10 protein-coding genes are annotated in these 13,015 nt (G+C 40.1%); all 10 read right to left on the reverse strand.

Annotated elements, in window-relative coordinates; all coding sequences use genetic code 11:
• Positions 1-225: 225 nt before the first annotated feature.
• The 10 genes from holA to HT711_RS07670 all read right to left on the reverse strand — a co-directional run bounded on the left by holA (position 226) and on the right by HT711_RS07670 (position 12,903).
• A complete protein-coding gene (gene holA / locus HT711_RS07625; protein WP_173233730.1) occupies positions 226-1,263 on the reverse strand; it encodes a DNA polymerase III subunit delta in 1,038 nt (345 codons plus the stop codon).
• 33 nt (positions 1,264-1,296) lie between these two features.
• Positions 1,297-2,232 carry a dihydroorotate oxidase gene (locus HT711_RS07630; protein ID WP_173217648.1) on the reverse strand — a complete coding sequence of 312 codons (936 nt, stop codon included), beginning with the start codon at positions 2,230-2,232 and terminating at the stop codon, positions 1,297-1,299.
• Between the two features lie 447 nt (positions 2,233-2,679).
• Complete coding sequence (gene metK, locus HT711_RS07635; protein ID WP_173217650.1) at positions 2,680-3,870, reverse strand: methionine adenosyltransferase; 1,191 nt, start codon at positions 3,868-3,870, stop codon at positions 2,680-2,682.
• A gap of 366 nt (positions 3,871-4,236) precedes the next feature.
• A complete protein-coding gene (locus HT711_RS07640) occupies positions 4,237-5,580 on the reverse strand; it encodes a DEAD/DEAH box helicase (RefSeq protein WP_173233728.1) in 1,344 nt (447 codons plus the stop codon).
• Between the two features lie 352 nt (positions 5,581-5,932).
• On the reverse strand, positions 5,933-6,748 hold the full coding sequence (locus HT711_RS07645; protein ID WP_173249945.1) for an endonuclease/exonuclease/phosphatase family protein: 816 nt from the start codon (positions 6,746-6,748) through the stop codon (positions 5,933-5,935).
• Positions 6,749-6,799: 51 nt separating this feature from the next.
• Positions 6,800-8,980: a PTS transporter subunit IIBC gene (locus tag HT711_RS07650; RefSeq protein WP_173249947.1), complete on the reverse strand. Its 2,181-nt coding sequence runs from the start codon at positions 8,978-8,980 to the stop codon at positions 6,800-6,802.
• Positions 8,981-9,399: 419 nt separating this feature from the next.
• The gene (gene ftsX / locus HT711_RS07655) at positions 9,400-10,326 is read right to left on the reverse strand and encodes a permease-like cell division protein FtsX (protein ID WP_166732319.1); all 927 of its coding nucleotides are present in this window, start codon (positions 10,324-10,326) and stop codon (positions 9,400-9,402) included.
• Positions 10,319-11,011 carry a cell division ATP-binding protein FtsE gene (ftsE, locus tag HT711_RS07660; RefSeq protein WP_000022265.1) on the reverse strand — a complete coding sequence of 231 codons (693 nt, stop codon included), beginning with the start codon at positions 11,009-11,011 and terminating at the stop codon, positions 10,319-10,321. The genes ftsX and ftsE overlap by 8 nt, the downstream gene beginning before the upstream one ends.
• Positions 11,012-11,028: 17 nt before the next feature.
• Positions 11,029-12,124, reverse strand: a protein-coding gene (gene prfB / locus HT711_RS07665; RefSeq protein WP_112443476.1) for a peptide chain release factor 2 whose coding sequence is annotated in 2 segments (ribosomal slippage) — positions 11,029-12,051 and positions 12,053-12,124 — 1,095 coding nt in all. Because the reading frame shifts where the segments join, the coding sequence is not laid out codon by codon here.
• 122 nt (positions 12,125-12,246) lie between these two features.
• Positions 12,247-12,903: a CBS domain-containing protein gene (locus HT711_RS07670; protein ID WP_000268665.1), complete on the reverse strand. Its 657-nt coding sequence runs from the start codon at positions 12,901-12,903 to the stop codon at positions 12,247-12,249.
• Between the last annotated feature and the right edge of the window lie 112 nt (positions 12,904-13,015).

Raw genomic sequence — 13,015 nt, forward strand, 5'->3', positions numbered from 1 at the left:
AAACTCATTCTCTTCGAAAATCTCTTCAAACCACGTCAATGTCGCCTTGCCGTAGGTATGGTTACTGACTTCGTCAATCTTATCTACAACCTCAAAGCAGTGCTTTAAGCAACCTGCGGCTAGTTTCCTAGTTTGCTCTTTGATTTTCATTGAGTATAAAACAAGCAAATCAGCAAGAAACCCACGACAAGATAATGTTGACGCGGGTTATAGTTTCAAAAAATATCAATTGACCTGACTAGCAATCTGTAGGAGTACCTTTTCAAAAAGGAAACTCTTTTCATAAAGACCTGTCTTAATCTGATAGTCTGTCTCAATCAAATAAGAAATAGCTTGCTTCAAAAAGCTCAAGGAAAGTCCTCGCGCATCTCTCAACGCAAACTTGATTTGATAGGGATTAGGATTACGTCCGAGATAACTACCTAAACCACTTGCAATCTGCGATTCTGCTTGCCCAGACTCCGCCAAAATCTTCACCTGAGTAAAAGTCCGAAATTGTCCTAGCATAACGGCAATCAACTTAATTTCATCTTCCCCTTGCAAGGTCAAATCTCTAACCAAGTCACGCGCCTGGTCCATCTTTTTAGTCAGAATAAACTGAGTTAAATCAAAAATATTGTCCTGCAAGGTCTTGGGAATTGCGTTAACAATATCCTCTTCCTCGATAACAGAGTCTTCTTTATAGGACTGTAAAAAGAGGAGATTTTTCTGAATTTCACTAAATTGAAAACCCGACTTGATGAGGAGATTTTCAAAAGAATGATTGGTAAACTGCAGACCTTGTTTCTGACTCCACTTTTGGAAATACTGACGCAATTCTTGTTCTTTGGCTTCTACTGCATCAAAGACCTTGGCATCACGCTTCAGTAATTTAACCAACCGTCTTTTGCTATCCAGCTTTCCTTCCGCAAAGATTACCAACTTGGTTGTTGGCGAAGGATTGTCAAGGTATTCCTCAAACGACTTAAGTTCATCATCTGTTAAAAAGCGTTTCTTGCCTGTTGTCATATCGACAAAATGGTCTAATATCACGATTTTTTCATCGGCAAAGAAAGGAAGGCTGACCAACTCCAGTTCAACATCCTTGTAAACCACTTCTTTCATATCAAAGTAGGCAAAGTTGAGGTCAGCAGAATCATAGCCAATCTGTTTCAATACTTGACTCTTCATCACTTCAAACTGACCCTGGTCTATGCCTGTAAACAGGCTCAGGCTCGGTAAATTTGATAAAGTCAACTTCTGGCTTTCTTCAATGGCTAGCATCTTCTCTCCTTTCTTCTGATTTTTAGATTTAATTTAATCAATATAGCGCAATTTCCCACGGAAATCTTCTAGGCTCTCGTACCCTTTTTCCACCATGATAGCTTTTAGTTCATTGGTAATGCGGTCAAAAGCACCAACTCCTTCTTTGTGAAGGGTGGTTCCCACCTGCACCATACTGGCTCCACAGAGGATATGTTCAAAGGCATCTCGACCAGTCAGAACGCCACCTGTTCCGATAATTTGGATTTGAGGATTTAAGCGTTGGTAGAAAGCATGAACATTGGCTAGAGCAGTCGGTTTGATGTACTCTCCCCCAATCCCACCGAAACCATTTTTAGGACGAATAACGACAGACTCATCTTCTATATAAAGGCCGTTTCCGATAGAGTTGACGCAGTTGACAAACTTGAGAGGATACTTGTTGAAAATAGCTGCCGCTTGGTCAAAGTGAACAATATCAAAATATGGTGGCAATTTAATTCCAAGAGGTTTGGTGAAGTAGGCAAACACCTCTGCCAAAATCCGGTCTGTTGTCTCAAAATCATAGGCAATCTGAGGTTTACCTGGAACATTTGGGCAGGAGAGATTTAGCTCAGTCAGACCACGAAACTCACTCTCTTGGACTTTTTTCAAGATAGTATGGGTTTCCTCTGGAGACATGCCAACTAGAGATAAAAAGAAAGTTCTGTTTGACTCTTTTTCCTGCAAGTCCAAAAGATAGTCCAAATAATAGTCTAAGCCCTTATTCGGCAAGCCCATAGAGTTGATAGAACCAAGTGGGACATCTTGATAGCGTGGCTCAGGATTTCCCTGACGAAATTCCAAGGTCGCTGTCTTAGTGACAAAGGTTCCTGCCGCTGAGTTTTTAACTCCTTCTAACTCCTCTATCGTCATACAAGCCACACCTGCTGCATTCATCAAGCAATTGTCAAACTCAAAACCAGCAATTTGTGATTTTGTTGATACCATGATTCTAATCCTCCAGATTCCTTTTATTGCTAATATTATACCACAGTTTTAATTCTAGGTTTACTAGATTCTATGGTTCTATCTATTTATTCGGAAAAGAAAGTCTAGTGCAGAAGTCATGCTATGGAAACAGCTAGTGTATTGGAAGTTTGAACAAGGCTTGGGTAACAGACTTTTGAATGAAGTCCAAGCAACAAGGAGAAATCTCAACCATGAGTCCATTCCATGACTCTGTTGCTATAGAAAACCTTGCAATAGTCAAGTGATAACGAATAAAACTTTGGATTGAAATATCCCCATGATTATCTATTACAAGGAGAAATCTCAACCTTTATCATTTTTAAAGAAATACATGTAAATCTCTACTTTCGCAAAATGGATTTTCAGAACAGTATCCCAGTATAGTTAAAAACTATAAAAAAGAGAGGAAGTTCCCCTCTTAAGATTTTATTTGACTGCTTCTTTTAAAGCATCTACCTTGTCCAAACGTTCCCATGGAAGATCAATATCTGTACGTCCCATGTGTCCATAAGCTGCTGTTTGACGGTAAATTGGACGCTTAAGTTCCAGCATTTGGATAATTCCTGCAGGGCGAAGGTCAAAGATTTGACGCGCTGCTTTTTCAAGCTTGCTTTCAGCTACTGTTCCTGTACCGAAGGTATCGATACGAACAGAAACAGGCTGGGCAACACCGATAGCATAGGCCAATTGCACTTCTGCCTTCTTAGCAAGACCTGCTGCAACGATATTCTTGGCAATATAACGAGCCGCATAAGAAGCTGAACGGTCCACCTTAGTCGCATCTTTACCAGAGAAGGCACCACCACCGTGACGAGAGTAGCCACCATAGGTATCCACGATAATCTTACGACCAGTCAAGCCTGAGTCTCCTTGAGGTCCACCGATTACAAAGCGACCAGTTGGGTTGATGAAGAATTTGGTTTGCTCATCCAAGTAAGAGGCTGGAATAACCTCTTTGATAACCTTGTTAATGACATCATTGTGAATTTGTTCGTTGCTGACTTCTGGATCGTGCTGAGTTGAAATAACAACTGTGTCCACACGTACTGGACGGTCATTTTCATCATACTCAACTGTAACTTGTGATTTAGCATCTGGGCGAAGATAGCTAATTTCCCCATACTTACGAAGTTCTGCCAGACGACGAACCAACTTATGACTGAGTGAAATTGGCAATGGCATGAGCTCTTCTGTTTCATCCACTGCAAATCCAAACATAAGCCCTTGGTCTCCAGCACCAATCAAATCAAGTGGATCTTGGTCTGCATTTCCACGAACCTCCAAGGCTTCGTTAACACCTTGAGCAATATCAGGTGATTGCTCAACAAGTGACGGATGGACTCCCACTGTCTCAGCAGAAAAACCATATTCTGTATTGGTGTAGCCAATCTCTGCAATGGTATCACGAACCACACGGTTAATATCCACATAGGCATTTGTAGAAATTTCACCAAAAACGTGGACGGAACCAGTATATACAGCTGTCTCAGCAGCAACGTGCGCTTCTGGATCCTCTGCTAAAATAGCATCCAAAATCGCATCTGAAATTTGGTCTGCAATCTTATCTGGATGCCCCTCAGATACAGACTCAGACGTGAATAATTTACGTTCTGACATAAAAATGTCCCCCCTTAAAAATAGTGTTATAGAGTTACAAAGTACTGATAGAAATCCCTATCATCCACGAGTTGCGACTCGAAAGAAATAAAAACGACACTTTTTTATTTCTGAAGCTAGTAAGGCGCATAGGGTGACCACCCTATAGCGACAACCGTAGAATGACGAACGACTTTGGAGCCGTCATTCTTTGCGAGTTGCGACTCGAAAGAAAAAATAGAAATTTCTACCATCTTATCGGGACTATATAACTTTACCATTATACCATTTTTAAACGCAATTTGCAGTCTATAATGTAGTGTTTCTGTATAGATAGTTCGTTCTCATAAAGCAAAAAGTTGGAGCTCAGTACTCCAACAATTGCTATTAAAATGTTTGACGTTTTGCTTTACGCTCTGCACGACCGCGAGCGCGATTTTCAGCGCGCTTGTTTTTCCGACGTTTTTCATCAACCGCCCATTGAATCTTCTTCTTATAACCTGGTTTGACTTTTTTCTTTTTCTTTTTAACCAAACCAATCATTTCAATATCAAGTTTATCTTGTTTTTTCTCACGGTTGGCACGACGGTCACGGTCATAAGTATCTTGAAATTCTCCGTCTTTGACCATCTTAGGAGTAAACTTGATTCCCAATTTCTCCAACTCACGGATATCCGAGTCATCACTTGGCTGGTAAAGGGTAATAGCTGTACCTGGTAGGCCATTGCGTCCGGTACGACCAACACGGTGGACAAAGAAGGACAAATCTTGCGGAATGGCATCATTGATAACATGGCTGACACCTTCAATATCAATTCCACGCGCCGCCAAATCTGTTGCGACAATGTACTCAAAATCCAAATTTTTAACCTGGTTCATGATACGTTTACGCTCACGAGGGGCAATATCCCCATGGATTTTCGCAACCTTCAAGCCTTGAGCAGTCAAATATGAATGCAATTCATCAGCACGTGTCTTAGTGTTAACAAAAATCATTGCCAAATACGGTTGCATCAACTGAGTTAACTGGTAAATTTGAGCATTCTTATCTCGGCCCTTGGTCGAAATCAACCAATTATCAATAGTGTCAGAAATGACCGTTTTGGTCTTGATTTTCTCCATAACTGGATTTGACAAGTATTTTTTCAAGAATGGTTGCAATTTTTGTGGAATAGTCGCTGAGAAGACCATGAATTGCAGGTCTTTTGGAAGGTTTCCAGCAATTTTATCAACAGTTTCTAAGAATCCCATATCCAAGGTCATATCTGCCTCATCGACCACAAAGGTCTTAGCCTTGTGAATAGCTAGGTTACCAGACTTAACTAAGTCATAAATACGGCCAGGCGTTCCGATAACAATATGAGGCTGATTACTTGCCAATTTGTCAATTTGGCGAGCCTTATCTGTCCCTCCTACATAATTAACCACACGAACTTCCACTTCTGAGTGGGCTGCAATCTGACGAGCTGCTTGGTAAATTTGAGTAGCTAATTCACGGCTCGGTGCAGTAATGACTGCTTGAACACTATCGCTGATTTCATCTAATTGCTGGAAAATCGGCAATAGGAAAGTGTGAGTCTTACCCGAACCTGTTTTTGATTCTCCTACTAGGTCACGACCTGCCAAAACAATGGGAATCAACTTATCTTGCACCTCTGTTGGAGTTGTAAATTTTAACTCCTCCAAGGCTTCTCTAATATAATTTTTAAATTGAAATTTCGTAAATGACATACTATCCTCGATTCTATCTATCTTATCAATTATACCACATTTTATTCCATTTCAGTAGTCTCACTTATTTATACTCAATGAAAATCAAAGAGCAAACTAGGAAGCTAGCCGCAGGCTGTACTTGAGTACGGCAAGGTGAAGCTGACGTGGTTTGAATTTGATTTTCGAAGAGTATTAGGCTATTTCCAGTAGCTTTTCTAATCAGAAAAAGGCTGGAATTTTATAATCCCAACCTCTTTTCATACTCAATGAAAATCAAAGAGCAAACTAGGAAACTAGCCTCAGGCTGTACTTGAGTACGGCAAGGCGACGTTGACGTGGTTTGAATTTGATTTTCGAAGAGTATCAGTTATTATTTCCAGTTTAAAATAGCACTCAAGCCATAGTGATCACTGACTTGCGGACTATTGTTACCATCAAATACAACATGTAAATTTTCTACCTCTAACTCTTTGGTAGTAAAAACATAGTCGATTCGAAGGGGTTCAGTGTTCCCTTTCCATCCATCTATTTCTGGTGGAACAGTATAGCTACCACTTTTCTCTTGACTAACTTCAAAAGCGTCTTGTAAGCCCAATGGACTAGCTAAAATAGCTTGGTAGCCTTCCTTACCGGCTGGGTTGTTGAAATCTCCAGCTAGCAAAAGCGGCTTGTTCAATTCTTTCAAGACAGCCTCAAATCGTGCCCATTCTTCTTGGAAACCTTTATCCCACCATGAAAGGTGGACACTTGCAACTGCAAGCTCCTTACCATCAACTACAGTTTCAGCCAAGGCAATACGGCGAGTATGATAGTCTGTTGGATCATCCACATCTGAAACTAAAATTTCTCTGGCTTCAATAGGTGTTTTAGACAAGATAGCCACACCTTCGTGGTAGCGATCATAACCGATATGGTTATAGGCCCAAGTCCAGTAGTAATTTTTCCCTTGCTCAGACAACTTTTCAACCAAGAGTCTAACATAGTGATCTTGGTGAATAGGCTCAGCTGCTGGCAAAGCTTGATAAAGATCATTGACCTCCACCTCTGGAGATGTGATCTCCTGATTGATTTCTTGGAAACAAATCAAATCATAGTCCTTTTCAAGAATATCCTCAAGCAAAATCTGGAATTTTTCCTCTGCTTCTTTCTCCATCCAACTGTGAGTATTGAGTGTTAAAAATTTCATGCTTTTCTCCCAAAATAAGAGGTTGGAATACAGCTTCCAACCTCAAGTATATTACAATTCTACTTTAGCAACTGCTGTTTTAGCTGCAAGAGAACCTGTTTTTTCTAATTTAACTGATTTAATTGCATCACCATTTGTGAAGACAACTACTGTTGAAGTTTCACGTCCTGCTGCACGGATAGCATCCAAGTCAGCTGTGACAAGGAGATCACCTGCTACAACTTTTTGTCCTTCAGCAACATGAACTGTAAATGGTTTACCTTCAAGACTTACTGTGTCCAAACCAATGTGAACCAATACTTCAAGACCTGCTTCAGTCACAATACCAAGAGCATGTTTTGTTGGGAAGATGCTTGATACAGTACCTGAAACTGGAGATACAATGTTTCCATTTGCAGGTTCTACTGCAAATCCATCACCCATCATTTTTTGAGCAAATACTGGATCTTTTACTTGTTCCAAAGCAACAACTTGACCGTCTGCTACTGAGTAAACTTCCTCAGTAAGACCTTTGAAGTGAACAGTGTTTTGTTGTGCTTCAGTCATTTGGCTTGGAAGAGTTTCAGGAATGATTTCACCTGAATCAAGGATATCTTGGATATCAGATTTCAATACGTCAGCTTTTGGTCCGTAGATAGCTTGAACCCCTTGTCCTTTCATGACAAGACCCATAGCTCCTTCTGCTTTCCATTGCTCTGCATTTCCTACTTTATCTGCATCTTTAACAGTTACACGAAGACGAGTCATACATGCGTCAACATCAACGATGTTTGCACGTCCACCAAGAAGGTTGATAATATTTACAGCTTGAGAACCTGCTGCAACTTTCACTTCGCTGCTAGATTCTTCTGAACCTTCAGCAGTTTCGTAGTTTCCGTTACGTCCTGGAGTTGCGTAGTTGAATTTTTGAATCATGAAGTTTGCGATAAAGTACATGATTACAGCAAAGAGAACAGTTACCCAGATAAAGTTAACGATATCCATACCAATACCAGCATTAATTGCTAGTGGTGTACGAGTCAAGAACTCGATTGAACCGAATGAGTGGACACGTAGGTTTACTACGTCAGCCATAGCGAAGGCAGCACCTTGAACAAGTGAGTAAACAAGATACATAGGTGTTGCTACAAACATGAACATGTATTCGATTGGTTCAGTAACCCCTGTCAAGAATGTTGCAAGAGCTGTCGCAATCATCATACCTTTATATTGATGTTTCTTATCAGCATCGACATTACGGTAGATAGCCACGATCACACCCATCAAGATACCGAATGAACCGATCATTTGTCCAACTTTGAAACGAGCTGGGTGAACAGTATCTAACAATTGTTGGTAATGACTTGCATCTGTACCTTTAAGGTTAACAAGGTCTGTTACCCATGCAAGCCATAGTGGGTCTTGACCAAATACTTGAGTACCTTTAGCTGCACCAGTTAAAATGTCATAAGTACCACCAAGAGCTGTATAGTTCATTGGGATAGTCAACATGTGGTGAAGACCAAATGGCAAGAGCAAGCGTTCCAAAGTACCATACAAGAATGGTGCAAGGATTGGTGCAGTTTCTTGTGAGTTGGCAATCCAGATACCAAAGCTATTGATACCTGTTTGAACTACTGGCCAGAAAGCAGCAAGTAGAATTGCAGCGATTGCTGAACGAAGAATAACTACAAATGGTACGAAACGTTTTCCGTTGAAGAATGAAAGTGCATCAGGAAGTTTACGGAAGTTGTAGTATTTGTTGTAAGCAGTTGCCCCTACAAAACCTGAGATAATCCCTACGAATACACCCATGTTCAAGGCTGGAGCTTCAAGAACACTGATAAAGTAATCAGCAACTTTGATTGAACCACCAAAGAAAGTAGTTACCATAGCATCTGGATTTTTCAACATATCGCCTGATACACCAAAGATTGTACCAGTGATACGGTTAATCAAGATGAAGGCAAGACCTGCCGCAAACGCACCACCAGCACGTTCTTTAGCCCAGCTTCCTCCAATGGCTAGGGCAAACAAAATGTGAAGGTTACCGATAACTCCCCAACCGATTTGCTCTAGGACACCACCAGTAATAACGAGTGGAGCAAAGTTAGGGTTAATCATCACGATAGACTTACCGATTGAAATCATCAAACCAGCAGCCGGCATAACCGCGATAACCACCATCAAAGCCTTACCGAATTTTTGCCAAAATTCGAAAGACAAGACATTTTTGAATGTATCTTTCATCATTCAAATCTCCTTTATTTTTATTTAGGCAAACGTTTTACGAAAACGTTTGCACCTTTTATGATTTAATTATACCACTTTAATTTTTTTTGTAAAGGCTTTTACAAAAAAAATTACACTTTTTTCAAAAAAATTTCTAGTGCCAAATTTCAAGTTCAAATTAGCCATCAAAAAGTCTTCTCTGGGGAACTTCTTTATACTCTTCGAAAATCTCTTCAAACCACGTCAGCGTCGTCTTACCGTATATATGTGACTGACTTCGTCAGTCTTATCTACAAACCTCAAAACAGTATTTTGAGCATCCTGTGGCGAGCTACCTAGTTTGCTCTTTGATTTTCATTGAGTATTAGAAGTCCCTTTTCTAAAATTTTTGTAGCAAAAAAGGAGATTTTACAACCTCCTCATAAAAGTAATTATTTTACCTAAATCTTCAAAAATCTGCGCATGGAAATTCCTGAGCCCAGTGAACCAATGAAAATTCCAATCACAAATAGTAGGGCAATCATCAAAGGACTAAATAAATCTGGACTAATCATGGATAGATTTTGCCCTACCAACGATTTGTTGACAGATTGGTAAACCATTTGATAAACAATAAAGACTAAAACAGATGGTGTGATAGCTCCCAATAAACCGATAAAGGCTCCTTCTAACAAGAACGGTCCACGGATATAACTGTTTTTAGCTCCGACCAAGCGCATGATTTGAATTTCGCGACTGCGGGAAATAATGGTAATACGAATGGTATTTGAAATCAAGAAAACTGCGACAAAAATTAACAAAGCTGCAATCCCTAGTCCCCAAACACGGATAAATGAGGCTAACTTGAAGAGTCTTTCTGTATTGGCACCGCCATCTTGAACCTCAGAGACACCTTCAATTTTTTTAGCACCTTCGGCTATAGTTTTTACATCATTTGGAGTATTTGCCTCTACAATATAGGCATCATAGAGAGGATTGGCATCTCCTTCAAAGATTTTCCAGTTATCTCCCATTGTCTCGGTTAACTTTTCATATTGTTCTTCTTTACTTGAAAAGGTAACACTCTTAACAGTAGACATGTTCTTCAAAGAATCATATACCTTGTGGTAGTCATTATTTGTAACAGTTTGACCTTCTTTTTCAATTGTCTGACTGTTATCTTCCACATCCTTTCGGATATAAACTACTACACGGACATTATTTTCAATATCTGTAGCTAGTTTCGCTGTATTGAAAATAACAGAAGCAAATATTGCCACCAAGGTCAAAGTAATCATGACTGAACTGACAGCAGCTACTGTCATCCAACCATTTCGTTTCAAACTTTTTAAGGCTTCAAATAAATGGCGAAAAAATCTACTAATCATCGTATCCATACTCTCCTTTTGATTCGTCACGAACGACACGGCCATTTTCAATGGCAATGACACGGTGGCGCAAGGTATTTACAATCTGGCTATTATGAGTCGCCATCAAAATAGTTGTCCCTTGTAGGTTAATCCGTTCCAAGAGATTCATAATTTCCCATGAATTATCAGGATCCAAGTTTCCTGTTGGTTCATCGGCTATCAATACTTTGGGATTATTTACAATGGCACGTGCAATCGCAATCCGCTGTTGCTCTCCACCTGAGAGCTCATTGGGGAAAGAACGAACCTTGTGCTTCAAGCCAACCAAGTCTAAAACTTCCATCACACGTTTTTTGATATTACGGCGATTTTCCCCGATTACTTCCATAGCGTAAGCAATATTTTCATAGACCGTTTTCTTTGGCAAGAGTTTATAATCCTGGAAGACAACCCCAACACTACGACGTAGAAGCGGGACGTCTTTCTTTTTGATCTTAACCAGATTAAAACCAGCAACTGATAGGCTTCCTTTATCGATTTTTACTTCACGATATAGAGAACGAATAAAAGTTGACTTCCCTGCTCCTGAAGGTCCTACGATGTAAGCAAATTCCCCCGGTTGAACGCTGACCGAAACACCGCGTAGGGCAGTCGTTCCATTGTCGTATTTTTTGACGACATCTCTCATTTCAATGATTGACATGTGACTTCCTTTCTATATTAGCTAATTCGCCACTTGAGATAGGCATCGATAAAACCATCTAGGTCACCATCCATAACCTTATCTACCTGAGCAACCTCAAAGCTAGTTCGGTGATCTTTTACCATAGTATAAGGTGTGAAGACATAAGAACGGATTTGGCTTCCCCATGTGATTTCCTTTTTCTCACCTTTGAGAGAATCTACCTCCGCAGCCTTCTTCTCTTGCTCCATTTGATAGAGCTTAGCCTGCAACATCTTCATGGCACGATCTCTATTTCCATACTGGGTACGATCGACCGTTGATTGGACAACAATTCCAGTTGGAATGTGGGTTAAACGTACACCTGTTGAAACCTTATTGACGTTTTGTCCACCGGCACCACCTGAACGGAAGGTATCCATCTTGATGTCATCTTCACGGATTTCCACTTCAATAGTGTCGTCCAACTCAGGCATCACTTCTACAGATGTGAAAGAGGTATGGCGACGTTTGGCAGAGTCGAACGGCGAAATTCGCACCAAACGGTGCACACCCATTTCTGACTTGAGAAGGCCATAGGCATTAGGCCCTTCAAATGATAAAGTTACTGACTTGATACCAGCTTCATCCCCTGCTTGGTAATCCAATACTTCCACTTTAAAGCCTTTAGCATTACCGTAACGAGTATACATACGCAGCAACATATCGCCCCAGTCCTGCGCCTCAGTACCACCAGATCCTGGATGAATTTCCAAGATGGCATTGTTGTGGTCATAAGGTTCTGACAAGAGAAGCGTCATCTCGTAGCTGGTCATCATCTTATCAAGTTCTGATAACTGTTCGACCAGTTCATCATGCACTGAATCGTCTTCTGCTAAAAAGTCCAATAAAATTTCGACTTCATCCTGCAACTCTTCCATTTTGTGGAAAGTGTTATAGGTGTTTTTTAATTCATTTAATTCTTGCGACGTTTTTTGGGCCGCGATATTATCGTTCCAAAAATCAGGTTCTGTCATCTTGTTTTCCAAGATGGCAATCTCTTCCTCTAGACCTTCTAGGTCAAAGAGACCCCCTGAAAGAAGCTAATTTTTCACGATTTGCGTCAATTTTCTGACGGATTACTGAAATGTCCATAAATACTCCTTTTTTACATCATTTCATTATAGCATATTTTATCATTTCTTTCCATCTTTTGCTATAATCCCTTTTTTATGAAAAAAGAACCTATGAAAAAAGAAGCCTTTGGGCTTCCCTTCTTACAAGACTTTTGCTGAAGTGCGAGTGATTTCTTCCACTTGAATACCATTTGCTTCAAATTTTTCTTTCAAGGCTGGTAAATCAATTGATCCATCGATTTGCACTTCGATAATGACCTTACCATCCTTACGCGGAATATTGACTGTATGGGAGATATTCAAATTTTCTTCAACGATTAGAGAAACAATCTTACCAAGGACACCGACTTCATCTTCTGTAACAAAGCGCACACGAATTCCTTCTTCACCATAACCAGCAATTTCAAGAAAGGCTTGGAAAACGTCACGGTCCGTAATAACTCCGTATACTTGATGATTATCTACGACAGGAAGAATACCAATCTTGTTTTTCAACATCAGATAAGTTGCATCTTCTAGACTCGCATAGCCTGAAACAGTGACAACATCGCGAATCATGACATCTTTTACTTTTGTCTTATTTAGAAGATAATTCATCTCATAGATAGAAAGACTGGTTGCTTTTGATGGGCTAGCTTGGGCAATGGTTCCCTCAGTTACCAAACCAACCAATTGATCATTTTCGATAACAGGCAAGCGGTGCAACCCTTGCTCTCTCATCAAATCTGCTGCATGAGATACTGTTGTATCTGGACTAATATAAACTACCTTGCGGGTCATAAAATCTTTAACTGCCATGAGACTTCTCCTTTTCTATTCTTATCCCTATTATACAATCTTTTTGTAAATCTATCAAACGCTTACATTTCTTTTTCAAAATTCAGAAAAGTATGAATAAGCTAGCAAAAAG

The organism is Streptococcus sp. 1032, from assembly GCF_013277015.1.
Lineage (GTDB): Bacteria > Bacillota > Bacilli > Lactobacillales > Streptococcaceae > Streptococcus.

Bases quoted from the DNA above. Each gene is read 5' to 3' on its own strand.
- holA (WP_173233730.1), bottom strand. From the start codon at position 1,263: ATGCTAGCCATTGAAGAAAGCCAGAAGTTGACTTTATCAAATTTACCG.
- HT711_RS07630 (WP_173217648.1), bottom strand. From the start codon at position 2,232: ATGGTATCAACAAAATCACAAATTGCTGGTTTTGAGTTTGACAATTGC.
- metK (WP_173217650.1), bottom strand. From the start codon at position 3,870: ATGTCAGAACGTAAATTATTCACGTCTGAGTCTGTATCTGAGGGGCAT.
- HT711_RS07640 (WP_173233728.1), bottom strand. From the start codon at position 5,580: ATGTCATTTACGAAATTTCAATTTAAAAATTATATTAGAGAAGCCTTG.
- HT711_RS07645 (WP_173249945.1), bottom strand. From the start codon at position 6,748: ATGAAATTTTTAACACTCAATACTCACAGTTGGATGGAGAAAGAAGCA.
- HT711_RS07650 (WP_173249947.1), bottom strand. From the start codon at position 8,980: ATGATGAAAGATACATTCAAAAATGTCTTGTCTTTCGAATTTTGGCAA.
- ftsX (WP_166732319.1), bottom strand. From the start codon at position 10,326: ATGATTAGTAGATTTTTTCGCCATTTATTTGAAGCCTTAAAAAGTTTG.
- ftsE (WP_000022265.1), bottom strand. From the start codon at position 11,011: ATGTCAATCATTGAAATGAGAGATGTCGTCAAAAAATACGACAATGGA.
- HT711_RS07670 (WP_000268665.1), bottom strand. From the start codon at position 12,903: ATGGCAGTTAAAGATTTTATGACCCGCAAGGTAGTTTATATTAGTCCA.